Annotated in this window: 13 protein-coding genes and 1 tRNA gene; 11 read left to right on the top strand and 3 right to left on the bottom strand. The window is 43.7% G+C overall.

All coding sequences use genetic code 11. The features are described from left to right. The first annotated feature begins 3 nt into the window (after positions 1-3). Genes NSA57_RS03595 through NSA57_RS03585 form a run of 3 tightly spaced genes read left to right on the top strand, consistent with a single transcriptional unit; the run spans position 4 to position 4,095 of the window. Complete coding sequence (locus tag NSA57_RS03595) at positions 4-900, top strand: carbohydrate ABC transporter permease (RefSeq protein WP_022067573.1); 897 nt, start codon at positions 4-6, stop codon at positions 898-900. Between the two features lie 14 nt (positions 901-914). Continuing rightward, positions 915-2,603 carry a type 2 periplasmic-binding domain-containing protein gene (locus NSA57_RS03590; RefSeq protein ID WP_257464045.1) on the top strand — a complete coding sequence of 563 codons (1,689 nt, stop codon included), beginning with the start codon at positions 915-917 and terminating at the stop codon, positions 2,601-2,603. A gap of 28 nt (positions 2,604-2,631) precedes the next feature. Next, entirely contained in the window at positions 2,632-4,095 is a 1,464-nt protein-coding gene (locus NSA57_RS03585) for a glycoside hydrolase family 32 protein (protein WP_147598474.1), read from the top strand. Between the two features lie 87 nt (positions 4,096-4,182). On the opposite strand, the gene mnmA is transcribed toward NSA57_RS03585, so the two are convergent. From mnmA to NSA57_RS03570, 3 genes are all read right to left on the bottom strand, one after another. Then, positions 4,183-5,268: a tRNA 2-thiouridine(34) synthase MnmA gene (mnmA, locus tag NSA57_RS03580; protein ID WP_257464044.1), complete on the bottom strand. Its 1,086-nt coding sequence runs from the start codon at positions 5,266-5,268 to the stop codon at positions 4,183-4,185. Between the two features lie 241 nt (positions 5,269-5,509). Beyond that, positions 5,510-5,674 carry a hypothetical protein gene (locus NSA57_RS03575; protein WP_178709247.1) on the bottom strand — a complete coding sequence of 55 codons (165 nt, stop codon included), beginning with the start codon at positions 5,672-5,674 and terminating at the stop codon, positions 5,510-5,512. A gap of 55 nt (positions 5,675-5,729) precedes the next feature. Further along, a complete protein-coding gene (locus NSA57_RS03570) occupies positions 5,730-7,448 on the bottom strand; it encodes an ABC-ATPase domain-containing protein (RefSeq protein WP_257464043.1) in 1,719 nt (572 codons plus the stop codon). 320 nt (positions 7,449-7,768) lie between these two features. Here NSA57_RS03570 and NSA57_RS03565 point away from each other — a divergent pair, with 320 nt between their 5' ends. The 8 genes from NSA57_RS03565 (at position 7,769) to NSA57_RS03530 (ending at position 16,703) form a co-directional block, all read left to right on the top strand. After that, entirely contained in the window at positions 7,769-9,160 is a 1,392-nt protein-coding gene (locus NSA57_RS03565; RefSeq protein ID WP_257464042.1) for an aminopeptidase, read from the top strand. Positions 9,161-9,296: 136 nt separating this feature from the next. Then, positions 9,297-10,013 carry an ABC transporter ATP-binding protein gene (locus NSA57_RS03560; RefSeq protein WP_138271083.1) on the top strand — a complete coding sequence of 239 codons (717 nt, stop codon included), beginning with the start codon at positions 9,297-9,299 and terminating at the stop codon, positions 10,011-10,013. Continuing rightward, positions 10,010-11,776: an efflux RND transporter periplasmic adaptor subunit gene (locus tag NSA57_RS03555; protein WP_257464041.1), complete on the top strand. Its 1,767-nt coding sequence runs from the start codon at positions 10,010-10,012 to the stop codon at positions 11,774-11,776. Before NSA57_RS03560 ends, NSA57_RS03555 begins: the two co-directional genes overlap by 4 nt. After that, positions 11,776-13,008 carry an ABC transporter permease gene (locus tag NSA57_RS03550; RefSeq protein ID WP_257464040.1) on the top strand — a complete coding sequence of 411 codons (1,233 nt, stop codon included), beginning with the start codon at positions 11,776-11,778 and terminating at the stop codon, positions 13,006-13,008. Before NSA57_RS03555 ends, NSA57_RS03550 begins: the two co-directional genes overlap by 1 nt. Before the next feature lie 226 nt (positions 13,009-13,234). Then, a tRNA-Arg gene (locus NSA57_RS03545) sits at positions 13,235-13,308 on the top strand. 150 nt (positions 13,309-13,458) lie between these two features. Then, positions 13,459-13,872: a DUF2871 domain-containing protein gene (locus NSA57_RS03540; RefSeq protein ID WP_147598468.1), complete on the top strand. Its 414-nt coding sequence runs from the start codon at positions 13,459-13,461 to the stop codon at positions 13,870-13,872. Between the two features lie 364 nt (positions 13,873-14,236). Continuing rightward, positions 14,237-15,289 (top strand): uroporphyrinogen decarboxylase family protein, encoded by a 1,053-nt coding sequence (locus tag NSA57_RS03535; RefSeq protein ID WP_257464039.1) that lies wholly within the window; start codon positions 14,237-14,239, stop codon positions 15,287-15,289. Between the two features lie 22 nt (positions 15,290-15,311). Continuing rightward, positions 15,312-16,703: an MFS transporter gene (locus tag NSA57_RS03530; RefSeq protein WP_147598466.1), complete on the top strand. Its 1,392-nt coding sequence runs from the start codon at positions 15,312-15,314 to the stop codon at positions 16,701-16,703.

Raw genomic sequence — 16,703 nt, 5'->3', positions numbered from 1 at the left:
GAAATGGAAACAAGAAGAAAAATGAAACTCGGAACATCTGATAAAGTGATTCTGGGAATCGGCTATACTGTTCTTGGCATTTTTGTTTTATCAATACTGATCCCTCTTGTATATATTCTAATGGCTTCCTTTATGGATCCAAATGTACTGAACAGTCGGGGAATCAGCCTGAATTTTAAAGACTGGACGCTGGATGCCTACAGACGAGTTCTGGAGAACGATATGATCTGGCGTGGATTTTTCAATTCATTTTTTTATTCAGCGGCATTTACTGTGATTTCTGTGTTTATCACGCTGCTGGCAGCTTATCCTATGTCAAAGAAAGAATTTGTAGGAAGAAAATTTTTTAATACAATCTTTCTTATTACAATGTTTTTTGGCGGAGGAATGATTCCTACTTTTATTTTAATTAATCAGTTACATATGGTAAATACCATCTGGGCGATTCTTCTTCCGGGAGCATTCAACGTATGGAATATGATACTGGCAAGAACCTATTATCAGTCTATTCCCAAGGAACTGCGGGAAGCATCTTCTATTGACGGTGCAAATGAGATCCAGCATTTCTTCAAGGTAATGCTTCCTGTCTGCAAGCCCATTATTGCAGTTCTGGCATTATGGTCATTTGTAGGAATGTGGAACAGCTATTTTGACGCAATGATCTATTTAAACGACGCAGAGCTCCAGCCTCTGCAGCTTGTATTAAGATCGATCCTGGTCCAGAACACGCCTCAGCCGGGAATGATAGCGGATATCCAGAGCACGGCGGAGATGGCAAAGGTTGCAGAACTTCTGAAATATGCTACTATCGTAGTATCCAGCCTGCCGCTTCTGATTATGTATCCGTTCTTCCAGAAGTATTTTGATAAAGGAATCATGGTTGGTTCTGTAAAAGGTTAAGGGGGATGTAAAGCATGAAAAAAAGAATAAAAATGCTGATAGCGGCAGGTCTTTCCGTTGTGATGCTTGCTTCTGCTGCAGGATGTGGAAAAAGAGAGCGTATGGAAGCAGAGATCAATCCGGATACTCCTGTATCAGAGGTTTCGTTTCCTTTGAAGGAGCAGGCGGAGTTGTCCTTTATTACAAATGCACCGGCAACATCAACACAGGATCCGAATGAAAGGGTTATTTTCCAGAGAATGGAAGAGCAGACAAATGTGCATATTGACTGGACCTGCTTTGTTGCAGATCAGTTTGCAGACAAAAAGAACCTGGCTCTGGCACAGTTTGGAAACCTTCCGGATGGTCTGTTCAATGCAGGAATGAATGATTATGATCTTCTGAGATATGCAAAACAGGGAATTATCATTCCCCTGGAAAATCTCATTGACAAATATATGCCTAATCTTCAGAGGGTATTCGAACAGTATCCGGAATACAGGACAATGTGTACAGCGCCGGACGGACATATTTACTCATTCCCATGGATTGAACAGCTGGGGGCAGGAAAAGAGGCTATTCAGGCAATTGGAAATATTCCCTATATCAACAAAAAATGGCTGGATTATCTGAAGCTGGAAGTACCGTCTACGGTGGATGAACTGAAGGAAACACTGATTGCCTTTCGCGATCACGCCGCAGAACTGGAAGAGGAATTTGAGATTGAGGGCGGAGTGATTCCTATGTCCTTTATTATAAACAACGGAGATCAGGATCCGTCCATCCTGATTAACGGATTTGGAGAGGGCTATGGTGATACGGGGGATCATTTTGCAGTGACAGACCAGGGCGAAGTGATCTACACCACTGTACAGGAAGGGTATAAGGAAGGAATCCAGTGGCTTCACCAGCTGGTAGAAGAAAAGCTGGTAGATCCGGAAGCCTTTACTCAGGAGTGGTCTACATATGTGGCAAAAGGTAAAAATCACCGTTATGGTCTTTGCTTTACCTGGGATATTTCGAATATTGATAATTATCAGGATTATGTGATGCTTCCGGCTCTTGCCGGTCCGGAGGGTCTTGTTAATGTCACAAGGCAGAACAACAGTGAGACCAGCGGTTTTGACAGAGGACGCTGTGTGCTTACCACCAGCTGCAGAAATACAGCTCTGGCAGCAGCCTGGATCGATCAGATGTATGCACCTCTCCAGTCTCCTCAGAATAACTGGGGAACTTATGGAGAAGAGGATTCCTTTAATATTTTTGAGATGGCAACAAATAAAGATGGAGAGCCTATGCTGAAGCATATGGATCTGGGAGATCAGTCCCCGGTAGAGGTAAGGGAGGCTCAGTCAGTAAACGGACCTCTTGCCATACTGAATGAATATTATGACGTATATGTGACACAGCCAGATGATGCCAAATGGCGTCTGGATAACATGCATGAGGTATATTTGAAGGATATGAACAGTAAATACGTTTATCCAAATGTATTTATGAGCATTGAGGACACTAACAAGATATCCCAGTATGATACAGATATTAAGAAATATGCAGAACAGAAAAAAGCGGACTGGATCCTGAATGGCGGGATTGAAAAAGAGTGGGACAGCTATCTTGAAAAAATGGAACAGTATGGATTATCAGATTATCTGGCCATCAAACAGAAGTATTTTGATCAATATCAGGAAAGTCTGATGGAAAATCAGGGAGATACAAAGTAAAAAATATATAGCGATACAGGAGTTTGAAATGAGCGAAAAATTAACAAAAGCAACTCGATTTCAATATGAACAGATGAATCAGATGCCGGAAGGAGAGAAACCTGTTTTTCATGTTTCTGCTCCTGCAGGCTGGATCAATGATCCCAACGGGTTCTCTGTATATAAAGGAAAGGTGCATCTGTTTTATCAGTATCATCCATATTCCATCTGCTGGGGTCCTATGCACTGGGGACACAGCGTAACGGATGATATGATAAAATGGAAGACAGAGCCGGTGGCTCTGGCGCCGGATCAGGAATATGACAAAAAAGGATGCTTTTCCGGAAGCGCTGTTCAGGCAGGAGACAGACATGTGCTTATCTATACCGGAGTTACAGATGAGGAAAAATCTGACGGAAGCCGGGAAGAAAGACAAAACCAGTGCATTGCCTTTGGCGACGGAGTAACCTATGAAAAATCACCGCAGAATCCGGTAATCACCGGGGACATGCTGCCGCAGGGATGCAGTCAGATTGATTTTCGTGATCCGAAGATCTGGGAAGAAGATGGGAAATATTATCTGATCGTGGGAAATAAAAGCGAAAAATATAAAGGGCAGGTGGTACTGTTTTCCAGCTCAGACCTGGAAAAATGGAAATTTGAAACCATTCTGGCTGAAAACACATCAGGAAAAATCGGATGCATGTGGGAATGTCCGGACTTTTTTGAACTGAATGGAACCCATATTCTGATATGTTCTCCACAGAATATGACAGCAGAGGGACTTGAGTTTCATAATGGACACAATTCTCTGTATTTTTCTGGAAAGTATGAGAAACAAAGCCACACCTTTATAAAAGATGAACCCAGATCACTGGATTACGGACTGGATTTCTATGCGCCTCAGACAACCTGTCTTCCGGATGGAAGAAGAGTCATGATCGCCTGGATGAAGTCATGGGATTCCTGTGTGATTCCTGACGGACAAAGCTGGCAGGGAATGATGACGCTGCCAAGAGAACTGGAATATGTAAACGGAATTCTTTTCCAGAAACCGGTAAGGGAGTTGGAGAAATATCACAAAAATCCTGTTTACTATAAAGAAGCGGAAATCAAGGATAAAACAGAACTTCCGGGAATCCGGGGCAGAATACTGGATATGACAGTGGAGATCCCCGAGGGAGACTATGAAGAGTTCCGGATCGATCTTGCACATAATGAGTCTTATACAACCAGTTATACATACTACAGGAAGCAGGGAATACTGGAAACAGACAGAACCTATTGTGGAATCAACAAAGATGTAGTGTGCCAGAGAAAAATGAAGATACGTGGTACGGAAAAAGCTCTGAAACTTCGCTTCATACTGGACCGTCAGTCCATAGAGTTGTTTGTAAACGAGGGACGGCAGGTAAGTACAACGGCAATCTGTACGCCGCAGGAAGCAGAACGGATTGTATTTTCATGCGACAGAAGTATAAAAGTAAATATCCAGATGTACGAAATAGCATAATAAATATAAAAATCTCAGATTTCAGGGAAAAGGCATCCTGGAATCTGAGATTTTTTATTATTATGGAACAAGGTGTGTTTTATGTGTTCAGGCATCCTCCGCCAGTATAGTTCCGCCGCCAAGTACCGTATCCCCGTCATAAAAGACTGCAGCCTGACCGGGAGTAACGGCTCTCTGAGGCTCCTGGAAGGTAACGCGGATCCGGTTTTCGCCGATCTGTTCGATGGTGGCTGGCTGTTCCGGCTGACGGTAACGGGTTTTTACCTTACACTGGACAGGGCCATCCAGATGATCCCAGGGAATCAGATTAATATCCCCCACCAGACAGGAGGAGGACATAAGATCATCCTTCCCGCCAAGGATCACCTGATTGTCTTTCAGGGATTTTGCGCAGACGTAAAGAGATTCCGGCGCAGAAATGCCCAGACCTCTTCTCTGACCAATTGTGTAATGGATGTGTCCTTTATGGGTTCCCAGAACTTTCCCTTCTTTGTTGACAAAATCTCCGGGTACGGAGGTCCGTCCGGTATATTCCTCGATAAAGGAAGCGTAATCGCCGTCAGGGACAAAACAGATATCCTGACTGTCCGGCTTATCTGCGTTGATAAAGCCCTGTTCCTGGGCTATCTGACGGATTTCTGCCTTGGTATAGGTTCCCAGGGGGAAAAGTGTATGGGCAAGCTGATCCTGAGTCATGGAATAAAGTACATAGCTCTGATCCTTGGTATGATCCAGTCCTTTTTTCAGAAGATAACGGCCGGTGTCCGGATCCTGTTGGATTTGTGCGTAATGACCGCTGACAATATAATCTGCACCCAGTTCCTGGGCTTTTTTGATCAGGGCATCGAATTTAAGGAAGCGATTGCAGTCGATGCAGGGATTTGGAGTACCTCCGTTTAAATAGGTGGATGCAAATTTATCAATGACGTGGTGGCGGAATTCCTCATGCATGGGAAATACATAATAAAGGATTCCAAGTCTTGCTGCTACATTTCTCGCATCCTCTGTATCAGAGGGAGTGCAGCAGGAACGGTCGCCTGGCTGGCTGCACTGAGGTTTATCATAAAGCTTCATGGTAGCTCCGGCGCAGTCATATCCTGCCTGGATCATCAGGTAAGCAGCTACACTGGAGTCAACACCGCCGCTCATGGCAATGATTGCTTTTTTCTGCATGGAATCTTCTCCTTTTTCTTTTGCTGTGGCTATGGTATCATTATCAACCTATGATGTCAATATGTAAATTGTCATGTATAAAATGGATATATAAATTTTTAGATGCGAAAGAAGAACTTCTGACAGAATGCGGAAGATATAGACGAAAATACAGGAAAATTATGGTTTCTTTATAGATTTTATAATTATATTAGAAATTATACAAACTCTTATCACAATTATGTTGTATGCTATAAGTGTCTTAAAGGTAATCCCCTTTAAGAACAGGCAGCACTTCAATGCCGGAAGAGCTGCCGAACTCTTTCCTTTCCCTAAAAAAATAAAAGAAAACAATGACAGCCGCCCACCCGGCAAGATCGTCGGGAGAGCGGCAGTTTTCTTGTTTATGCGGAATATGACTGCCCATGACAGTCTGCATCTGGCGCGCAAAGCGGAATTTGTCTGCTTTGTTCTTCTTTTTGTTATGGCCTTCGATAACGATTAAAACAGGAGTAGATTTCCTGGGCTCTTGGAGAAGCATAACCGCAGGAGATATAAGAATTATTACTGAAAAATCCCAATCCTTTCCGATCAAGTTCTTTGATCAGATATTCCACAATTTCCGGAAGCGTCCGTTTACCGTCAATGAGATGTTCCACAGCATATTTCAGCAGTATACTTAAAGAAGCTGTCTGCTCCGTATCCACAATCTGTTCAATATAGCGCAGATCCACATCCTGTCTGCCTATGGAAAATCCATCCTTTCCATGTGTTTTTGTTTTCAGTCTGTCCGGACGGTCAGAATCTCTGCGAGGGGATCTGGGAGCTGCGGAAGCAGCTTTTGTCATGATCCGGCAGCTTTTGGGAAAGTGGAATCCCGGCACAGAGATTTCAGGAAGCGGATACTGGCTGCAGAGAGTTTTTACCATGTGGGTAATGTCCAGCGGATAATAGCTGTCCATCTGGATCACTGTGTCTGCAATATGAAAAAAGGCACCGGAGCTTCCGGCAACCAGAATGGTGGAGATTCCAGCTTTGTGGTACAGATCTCCTGCCCGTTCCAGAAACGGAGTGATAGGCTCCTTTTCTCTGGCAATCACTTTCTGCATAAAAGAATCCCGTACCATAAAGTTGGTGGCAGAGGTATCTTCATCCAGAAGAAATACCTTACTGCCGGCTTCTATTCCTTCAATGATACCGGCAGCCTGTGAGGTACTTCCGCTGGCATCTTCTGTAGAGAAACAGGAGGTGTCTTTTTTATTTGGAAGATCATTGATAAAAAGAGAAATATCTACGTCTTTGATAAAACGACCGTCCTCAGAACGCAGCTTCAGAGCCGTATCATTTGTGACCACATACTCTCTTCCGTCACCCGGAACATGGTTATAAACGCCAAGTTCCAGCGCATTGAGCAGAGTGGATTTACCATGATATCCACCGCCTACAATCAGGGTGATTCCCTCCGGGATGCCCATTCCGGTTATCTTTCCTTTATGCGGAAGCGTCATGGTGACCCGAAGAGTATCCGGAGACTGGAAGGGGATGGAATCCTTCATGGGATGGGAGGATATCCCGCTTTCTCTGGGCAGAATGGCGCCGTCTGCCACAAATGCAGCCAGAGCTTCTTTTTTCAGCTGTTCCCGGATATAGGCCTGATCTTCTGCGAGAAAGATGGCTTCTTCCAGTTTTTTTGCATCCAGATTTTTATAAAGAAAGGCTTTTTGTACACAGATTGGCAGAAAATCAAACAGGATCTTTTCCAGCTCAACGGAATTAACAGTGCGTCCGTTGGCAGGAAAGCCGATAAAGAAACGGGCGGTGATTCCCTGGTCTGTGATCTCACAGGCAGTTCGTTTAAGTACCTCCTGACCGCAGTGGCTGACAGAGATCAGGCCGCTTTTTCCCGAACCCTTTGCCCGGAAGGAAAAACGGTTGATCTGCTGTTCAAACTGACGGGTCAGATAATCACAGAGAGTAATTTTTGTAACAGGATTTTGCAGATATTCTTCCGGAAAACCGGCAGTTTTATGAGAAACCCGGATGCTGATATGAGAGGGAGAGGCAAAAGGATCTCCCTGAACATGGTCAACAGATAAAATGTAATGACCGAACTGATACGCTCCTTTCAGAGATTTATATGCAGGATAGCTTTTTCTGTGAATGGAGTGAAGCATGTTCTGCAGGTCTGTAGATTGCTGCATAATAAAGTTGCCTCCTTGATAAACTAATAAATGGCAGGACTGCCTTTCTGTTCATTTTAGTAAATCAGAGGCAATAAGGCAATGATTTTTGGAAAAGAAAATACCCGGGAAAACATAAAAATTTCCGGAGGCTCTTTCTTAAATCTTCTTTAAGATTTGTCAAAATGTGTAGAATTTTAGACATAATTGGATTATAATGTACAGGAATTGTGTATTGATTCAGGCAGGAGCAGGGCTTTTGCAGAAACAATGAAACCCGACGTTATACTCCGGAAACGGGGTATTAAATACGAATTATATTAAGGAAAGGTGGAACTAATATGGAACGAAGAAACGCATGGCTCAGCTATGGAGAAAATGAAGAAAAAGAGATGGAGCAGATTGCAAAAAGCTACAAAAGCTTTCTGGATGCAGGAAAAACAGAAAGAGAATGTGTAACAGAGCTGATCAGACAGGCAGAGGCTGCCGGCTATGTTTCCATGGAGAAGAAGCTTGCATCAGGAGAAAAGATCCAGGCAGGAGACAGAGTTTACTCTGTGGCTATGAATAAGATCCTGGCATTTTTCCACATCGGACAGGAGCCTCTGGAAAAAGGAATGAATATCCTGGGAGCGCATATTGACTCTCCCCGTATTGATATTAAACAGAATCCTCTTTATGAAGAGGCTGATATGGCATATCTGGATACCCATTACTACGGCGGTGTAAAAAAATATCAGTGGGTTGCGCTTCCTCTTGCCATCCATGGTGTGATCGCCAAAAAAGACGGTACAGTTGTAAACGTGACAGTGGGAGAAGATGAAAATGATCCTGTTGTTTATATTACAGATCTTCTGATTCATCTGGCAGGAAAACAGCTTCAGAAAAAAGCAGCTGAGGTCATTGAGGGTGAAAATCTTGATATTCTCATTGGAAGCAGACCGCTGAAAGATCTTGATGACGACAAAAAGAAAGAGGCTGTAAAAGAAAATATCCTCAGAATCCTGAAAGAAAAATATGATGTAGAGGAAGAGGACTTCCTTTCTGCAGAGCTTGAGGTAGTTCCGGCAGGAAAAGCAAGAGACTGCGGACTGGACAGAAGCATGGTTACGGGCTATGGACAGGACGACCGCGTATGCGCATACACTTCCTTCCTGGCAATGCTGGAAATGAAGGATCCGAAGCGTACAGCCTGCTGTCTTCTTACAGATAAAGAAGAGATCGGCAGCGTAGGAGCAACAGGAATGCAGTCCAGATTTTTTGAAAACAGTGTGGCAGAACTTCTGGAAGGAATGGGATGCTATTCTGATCTGACACTGCGCAGAGTTCTCAGAAACTGCAGCATGCTGTCCTCAGATGTAAGCGCAGGCTTTGATCCTGCATATGCAGAAGCATTTGAAAGAAAAAATGCGGCATTTCTGGGAAGAGGAATTGTTCTGAACAAGTTTACAGGAGCCAGAGGAAAATCCGGTTCTAATGATGCAAATGCAGAATATGTTGCAAGAGTACGGAAGATTTTTGACGATCATGAGATCGCATTCCAGACTGCAGAGCTTGGAAAGGTAGATGTAGGCGGAGGCGGAACCATTGCCTATATTGCGGCTCTTTATGGAATGGAAGTCATTGACAGCGGTGTGGCTGTGCTGAGTATGCACGCTCCATGGGAAGTAACCAGCAAAGCCGATATTTATGAAGCAAAAAAAGCATACAAAGCATTTTTACTTGACGCATAAAAGCTGTTTTGGGCAAAAATAATAATTTAATGCCAGAATTTTGAAGTTTTGAAAAGTCTTTTTTCGTTTTATAAGTGAACGAATAAATTGTATCCGCTTATAAAGGCGTGGAAAAGAGAGTATAAAAGGAGAAATCATGGGGGATACATTAATCAAGGTAGAAGACCTGTGTAAAATTTACAATCCTGGAGAAAACGAGGTCCGCGCTCTGGATCATGTGAACCTTGAAATTAAAACCGGAGAGTTTGTGGCTATCATCGGCCAGTCCGGCTCTGGTAAATCTACGTTTATGAATATGCTGGGCTGTCTGGATGTGCCTACTTCCGGGAAATATTATCTGAATGGAACGGACGTATCCACCATGAAGGACAATGAACTGTCAGTGGTTCGAAACCGCGAGATCGGATTTATTTTTCAGGGCTTTAATCTGATTGCAAATCTGAATGCCATCGAGAATGTGGAGCTTCCTCTGATATATCGGGGCATTGACAGGAAAACAAGGCATAAGCTGGCTATTGAGTCGCTGAAAATGGTAGGGCTTGAGAAACGAATGCAGCATAAGCCAAGCGAGATGTCAGGAGGACAGCAGCAGAGAGTGGCAATCGCCAGAGCCATTGCGGCAAAACCGCCGGTTATCCTGGCAGATGAACCTACAGGAAATCTGGATTCTGCATCCAGCAGAGAAATTCTCGGAATCCTGAAGCAAATGCATCAGTCCGGAAAGACCGTGATTCTTATCACACATGACAACGGGATTGCCGATCAGGCAAGACGGGTGGTAAGGATCATGGATGGAAAGATAGAATCAGACACCATAAATCAGGATTTTGGTAAAGGAGAGGAAGTATTATGAAAAAGCCAAAGAAGAAGCTGGTGATCGGAGTTGGAGCAGTAGCAGTGGTGGCAGCCGGAGCAATTGCAGTTTTAGGAAATCCCGGAAAAGAAGGGGAAACACTTCCGAAGGTGGAGGTTGTGGAAGCTGTAACCGGAGATGTGCAGCAGACTGTAGAGGCCAGCGGAACTGTTGTAAGTGAGGAAGAAAAAACGTATTTTTCACCGGCAAATGCAAAGGTTGATGAAGTTTCCTTTAAAGAGGGAGAAACCGTAAAGGCTGGAACAAAGCTTGTAGAATTTAATATGAAGGATCTTGAGAGAGAAGAGAAAAAGGCTGAACTGAATGTGAAATCAGGAAAGCTTGACATGCAGAATACTCTCAATAAATCTGACAAAGCGGTAAAGAAACAAAAGGATGCCCAGGGAAATGTAGCTTCTCTGGAGCAGCAGGTGGCAGCGCAGAAAAATTATGTGGCAAGCCTGAAATCACAGCTGGCTCAGGTAACAGCAGACGCTCAGGCTCAGGCGGCAGCAGAGGCAGCCAGAAAGGCGGAAGAGGCAAGAAAAGCTCAGGAGAAAAAACAGCAGGAAATTCAGCGTCAGTATGAGGAGGCAGTGAGAATTTATGAAAGCGAGACGCTTCCCGCATACCAGAACAGACTGAATGAGCTGAACTCAGCAGCAAATCAGGCGCTTACCGTGTACAATCAGGCTGAAAATACATATCAGATGGCATTTACTGCCTGGTCAGCAGATCAGAGTCCGGAAAATACAGAAGCCCTTTCTCAGGCAGAGGCAGACAGAAGCAATGCTCAGGTAGAATACCAGAATGCTCAGGCTGTTTATGAGGATTACAAAACTCAGATGCCTCCGGCTCCTCTTTTATCTGATTTTACAGGCGCTTCTGATCTGGTGACAGACGGAACCGGCAGTGATTTCAGCGATACGCCTTCCGGGGATATTTCCGGAGGAACTGTGTCAGTGGATACTTCCGGAATTGAAATAGCGCTTGAACAGGCAAGCAGCGATCTGGCAGAGCTTCAGTCAGAGCTTGCGTCCCAGGAGGCAATTGCCGAGGCAGATCCCAATGCAGTAACAAAAGAAGAAAAGGAAAAGATGAAGATCACAAATAATCTTTCCGAACTTGAAAAAATGTCTGCCAAAGAGCTGGTAGAGTCTGCAAAAAAGGGAGTAACTGCAGATTTTAACGGGGTTATTTCAAAGGTAACGGTGGTAGAGGGCTCTACAGTAACCCAGGGAACGGAACTTTTTACTTTGCAGAATACAGACAAAGTAGATGTGGATGTCAATATTTCCAAATATGACTATGACAAGATCCAGGAAAATCAGAAGGCAGAGATCACTCTTGCAGGAAAAAAATATGAGGGAACTGTAACATCTGTCAGTCATATTGCAACACAGAATGAAAAGGGAGCTTCTCTGATTTCCGCAAGAGTAAGAATTGATGATCCGGATGAAAACGTATTTCTTGGGGTAGATGCAAAGGTTACCATTCAGGCAGATAAGGCAGAAGATGTTCTTGTTCTTCCGGCAGAGGTTGTGAATATCGGTAAACAGGGATCTTTCTGTTACGTTCTTGAGGACGGAGTGATCGCCAAAAAGAATATTGAAACCGGGCTGAGCTCCGATGACTACATAGAGGTCACCGAAGGCATTGAAGAGGGAGACACTGTGATCAGGGATATTGGAACACTTCAGGAAGGAATGCCTGCAGAGGCTATGGCGTCCGGTGATGCCGCAGTGACGGGAGAAGGTGCCTGATGAATGGATTTTATGAATATGTAAAAATGGCTGTTCAGAACATCCGCGCAAATAAAGGCCGGTCTTTTCTGACAATGCTTGGTATCATTATCGGAATTGCTTCTGTTATTGCAATTGTTTCCATTGGTGAGGGAACAAAGAACCAGATGAATTCAGAGATCAGTGATATCGGAGGCGGCCAGGTTTACATTTATGTCAGCAATGATGCAATCACAGAACAGGAATGGATCACACCTGAAGACATTAATGCAGTCCGTGAGCTGGAAAGTGTGGAAGGGGTAAGTGTTGCTGAAAGCTATGACGGTGAAACAGTTACCGGAAAGGGAAACTTTAATCTTATGGTAACTGCAGAAGGACCGGACCCCAAAATGGTAAATAATGCGGACATGAAATATGGAAATTATTTCGGTGAACGGGAAGTGGAAGAGGCCAAACCTGTATGTGTGATCTCTGATGCCGATGCCAGACGTCTGTTCGGCACAGATGATGTAGTGGGCATGAGTCTTGACATTACCTGCTATGATGTGACGAAAAGCTTTCGTATTGCAGGTGTAACCACACAGAAGGAAAATGGAACCTTTGTCAGCTATACATATGAAGGCATGCCTGTAACTGTAAACATTCCTTATTCTGCAATGAATGAGCTGGTAGGAGATGTGGACTATTTTTATTCCATGACTGTTCAGGTGGATACAAGTCTGGACTCTCAGAAGGTTGCCAATGAGATCGTTCATCTGCTGGAGAAGAACCACCAGAGTGCAGGAGATGATTATTTCCAGATCCAGAATTTCCAGGATGTTATGAAATCCATGAACCAGATGCTTGGCATGGTAACTGCATTCATTTCCTTTGTAGCAGGAATTTCCCTGCTGGTAGGAGGAATCGGCGTTATGAATATCATGCTTGTTTCTGTAACGGAAAGAACAAGGGAGATCGGTATCCGAAAATCTCTTGGAGCAAAAACCTCTTCCATTATGATGCAGTTTCTGGCAGAAGCAGCCATTCTTACTGTGATTGGAGGAGTGATCGGAATTATTCTGGGAATTATCGGAGCGTATGGAATCTGCAGCGTTATAAGCGCAAGTATGCAGATGGTGATCAGCCCCGGAATCAGTCTCAGTACAATTATGTTTGCAACTCTGTTTTCCTGTGCAGTTGGTGTATTCTTTGGAATTTACCCTGCGAGAAAGGCAGCGAAGCTCAGTCCTATTGAAGCGCTGAGAAGAAACTGAGATGATATAAGGGTTTTCCTGTGGGAGAGAACTGGCAGGGAGTCAGGACAAAGCCTCCCCGGGAAGCCCTTTTTTGTATACAGAACCGCAAATTAAGCTGCAAAAACGAAAGCAAAATTCTATACCGGAAAACTTCTGGAAAAAAATAATTATTTTTCAAAAAAGTGTTGACAAAAAACACGTTATCATGTAGAATACTCTTTGTTGCGAGGGAAGTCGCAAGGATGTGCGTTTAGCTCAGCTGGATAGAGCGTTTGGCTACGGACCAAAAGGTCGGGGGTTCGAATCCTCTAACGCACGCTAACAGTTATGAGAGCCTTGATTTTTCAAGGCTCTTTTGTTTTTGTTAGTATATTATTTTTTGACAAATACTTGACAAAATAAGTTTGATTTAATATAATGAACGATGTTCAAATTAAATTGATTACTTATGAGAAAGGAAATCTGGGAATGAAAAAAATATTAAATACTTCTATGATTTATTTTATTCTTGCTGCGGCAGCAGGAGTGTTTTACAGAGAGTTTACGAAATTTAACGGATATACAGGAGAAACGGCGCTGAGCTATGTCCATACTCATTTATTTGTGCTTGGAATGTTCGCGTTTCTTGTTATAGCGCTGTTTGGATGTCAGAAGCCGGAATTATTTAAACAGAGTACATTTAAGAAATTTTTTATCCTTTATAATATTTCCCTGCCGTTTATGGCAGTTATGCTTCTTGTAAGAGGCGTTGTTCAGGTTCAGGGGGCAGAGCTTACAAAGGCGGCAGACGCCATGATTTCAGGCTTTGCGGGAATTTCCCATATTTTAATTGGAATTGCTGTTCTGGTACTGTTCCGGTCCCTGAAGAAATGTTTTGAGTGACGAGAACAGAAGAATGGAACAGGCTATCAGCGTAAGAGGAAAAAACATAATCAGATGCTGAGGTAAAACATTAAAGATAATATGAACACTGTGTTCAACAGTGATTGACAACAGGCAGAATCTATGACGATTCTGTCTATTTTATTTTTGCATATTGATTTTAAAAAGTTACCTGTGATACAGTACAAATAACAGAAAATAGTGAGCGGATATTTGGAAAAATAAAAATATTTTAAAGAAACTTATGGGAAAGAAGCAAAAATTTAAAAGAGCCCGGGATTCGGAAGAGGAGTTTATGGACGAAATAGATTGAACAGTCCGTCTATAGTGGCTGAGAATCTAAAGGGCGGAAAGGGAGGATACTATGAAAGCTGCATTTAACGAGGATGAGCTGAGGGTAATTGGAAAGCATACCCAGTTCGGTATTTACGGGGGAGAGGATACAGAAGCAGTAAGCTATAATTATCCCATTACTCCGAAAGAGAATATGCTTCGTATGCTGCGGGGAGAAAAACCTTTATGGGTTCCAAATCAGACGCTGGAAAATAATGCTCTGCAGCCTCTTGTAATGGACGATGCCCGGGCCAGGAATTTTGGAGGAAAAGACTGGTTTGGCATTGAATGGGAGTATGAGCCTCTGACAAGAGCGGCTATGGTGAAGCCGGGAACCCGGAGGCTGGATGACATTACTAACTGGAGATCTCTGGAATTTCCGGATCTGCGCGCCATAGACTGGAAAAAGGATTACAAAGAAAGATATGAAGGAAAAATATCCCAGGACAGGCTGACTTATTTTATCATTGTAAATGGATTTTTTGAGAGAACGGCAGATCTTACAAGCTTTGAGGATGCGTTCTGTTATCTTCTGGAGGAACCGGAAGCCCTTACAGAGTTCTATGACCGTCTGGCAGAATGGCACATTGAACTGATCAAGATTGCAAAGGAATATTATCATACAGATATGATTCTCTTCCATGATGATATGGGAACTCAGATCAGTACCTTCTTTTCACCGCAGATTTATAAGGAACTGTTTTTGCCTCAGTACAAAAAGGTCACAAAGGCAGCTCATGACATGGGAATGTATATCTGTCTTCATTCCTGCGGATGTATCGGTTCTCTGATGCCTCTGATCATTGAAGCCGGTTTTGACGCATGGGAGGGACAGGATTCCTCCAATGACAAAAAGGCTATTATGGATCAATACGGAAAAGAACTGGCCCAGTGTACGTTATTTGTGATCCCGGCTGATATGAGTGATGAGGAAGCTGTTGCAGAGGTTCACAAAAGAGTGGATGAGCTGGGAGTCAGCGGACGTTTTGCCTGCCGCCTGAAGGATGAAAAGCCTGACCGGAAAGTAGATCTTGCTCAGGAGCTTTACAGATACAGCCGTATCAGACTTGCAGAAACGAAATAGAAAAGGAGAGGGGGATTTCTCTATGAAGGAGCAAAAACAGGAAAAAAAGGGACTCAGCGGCGCGCTGAAAAAGTTTTATGGTGTGGGGGACTGTGGATTTACTCTGATGTCAAATATTGAAAGCTATTATTTCAGCTTCTTTCTCACAAACCTTGCCAAGTTCAGCCTTCCAATGGTTACGTTTATCACCACAACGGCAAGCGCTGTGGATGCGCTGCTTTCCTGGATTTACGGGGCCATTCTGAACAGCATCAAACCTATGAAGTGGGGACGCTACCGTTCCTGGCTGATCGCTATTCCATGGCTGGTTCCATTTCTTTATGCATTTCAGTTTGTAAAGATCGGCGACGGAATGGTTTCGGCTGTGATCATCATTATAGCTGCCATTGCCAGCCATGTGGCGTGGAACTTTGCGTATGTTGCCAATGTTTCTATGATCTCAGTGGCAGGCAAAACGCCGGAGGAAAGATCGCAGCTTTCTGCTACAAGAGCAGCCTGGGCCAATTTTTCAAAGGTTATTTTTTCTTACGTAGGTCCCGGACTTGCAGCAGTAATGGCAGGGATCATCGGAGAAGTGAACCAGTACGGCGCAGCTGCGTTTGTGCTTGGATGTATTATGGCAGTGCTGTATTACGCGCACTTTAAAATGTTTGACGGTTATGAGAGTGTGCAGCCTGCAGAGAACGCAGGGAAAAAAGCGGCAAAGGATAAAACCGGCGGCATGGATCTGATCCGGGCGCTTTTGCAGAACCCTCCGCTGATCGCGCTTCTGATCGCTGACCTTGCCAAGTTTATGTTTAACTTTGTACTGATGGGAGTGGCAGCTTATTACTTTACATATATCGCAGGCGATGAGGGAATGCTTTCCACTTATATTCTGGTTACTAATATTTTCTGTGTGATCGGAGCTTATTTAAGTAAGACGTTAAGCATTAAATTTACCACAAGGACAACAACCATTGGAGTTATGGCAATCCAGGCTGTGCTTCTGATCATCTCATTCCTGATGTATGATAACGTAATGGTTGTCATTGTTCTGATGAGTATCGCAATGTTCGGATATGGCATTACTTATGCTTGCACACCTGCCCTGTATGGTGATACCATTGTATATAGTGAATGGAAAACGGGAAAAAATGCAGCAGGCTGGATCAGCGGACTTCAGAACGTACCTCTGAAGGTTTCTATTATGACAAGAGGAATTATCATTTCCGCATGTCTGGCAATGGGAAATTTCAGCCCGGATATTGATCCGGCGGCAGCCTCTGAGGAACTGAAGCGTGCCATAAGTCTTGGATTTATGATTATTCCGGCAGCGGCTCTTATTATTGCAGTTGTTGCTCTGGTATTTGGATTTAAGCTTACCAAGGATAAGGTTGATCAGTACGCACAGGAGATCGCATCCCGTTCATAA

Origin of the sequence: Blautia caecimuris, from assembly GCF_024622975.1 — a bacterium.
Lineage (GTDB): Bacteria > Bacillota > Clostridia > Lachnospirales > Lachnospiraceae > Blautia_A > Blautia_A caecimuris.
This window is presented reverse-complemented; position numbering and strand designations above follow the sequence as displayed.

Bases quoted from the DNA above. Each gene is read 5' to 3' on its own strand.
- NSA57_RS03595 (WP_022067573.1), top strand. From the start codon at position 4: ATGGAAACAAGAAGAAAAATGAAACTCGGAACATCTGATAAAGTGATT.
- NSA57_RS03590 (WP_257464045.1), top strand. From the start codon at position 915: ATGAAAAAAAGAATAAAAATGCTGATAGCGGCAGGTCTTTCCGTTGTG.
- NSA57_RS03585 (WP_147598474.1), top strand. From the start codon at position 2,632: ATGAGCGAAAAATTAACAAAAGCAACTCGATTTCAATATGAACAGATG.
- mnmA (WP_257464044.1), bottom strand. From the start codon at position 5,268: ATGCAGAAAAAAGCAATCATTGCCATGAGCGGCGGTGTTGACTCCAGT.
- NSA57_RS03575 (WP_178709247.1), bottom strand. From the start codon at position 5,674: ATGGGCAGTCATATTCCGCATAAACAAGAAAACTGCCGCTCTCCCGAC.
- NSA57_RS03570 (WP_257464043.1), bottom strand. From the start codon at position 7,448: ATGCAGCAATCTACAGACCTGCAGAACATGCTTCACTCCATTCACAGA.
- NSA57_RS03565 (WP_257464042.1), top strand. From the start codon at position 7,769: ATGGAACGAAGAAACGCATGGCTCAGCTATGGAGAAAATGAAGAAAAA.
- NSA57_RS03560 (WP_138271083.1), top strand. From the start codon at position 9,297: ATGGGGGATACATTAATCAAGGTAGAAGACCTGTGTAAAATTTACAAT.
- NSA57_RS03555 (WP_257464041.1), top strand. From the start codon at position 10,010: ATGAAAAAGCCAAAGAAGAAGCTGGTGATCGGAGTTGGAGCAGTAGCA.
- NSA57_RS03550 (WP_257464040.1), top strand. From the start codon at position 11,776: ATGAATGGATTTTATGAATATGTAAAAATGGCTGTTCAGAACATCCGC.
- NSA57_RS03540 (WP_147598468.1), top strand. From the start codon at position 13,459: ATGAAAAAAATATTAAATACTTCTATGATTTATTTTATTCTTGCTGCG.
- NSA57_RS03535 (WP_257464039.1), top strand. From the start codon at position 14,237: ATGAAAGCTGCATTTAACGAGGATGAGCTGAGGGTAATTGGAAAGCAT.
- NSA57_RS03530 (WP_147598466.1), top strand. From the start codon at position 15,312: ATGAAGGAGCAAAAACAGGAAAAAAAGGGACTCAGCGGCGCGCTGAAA.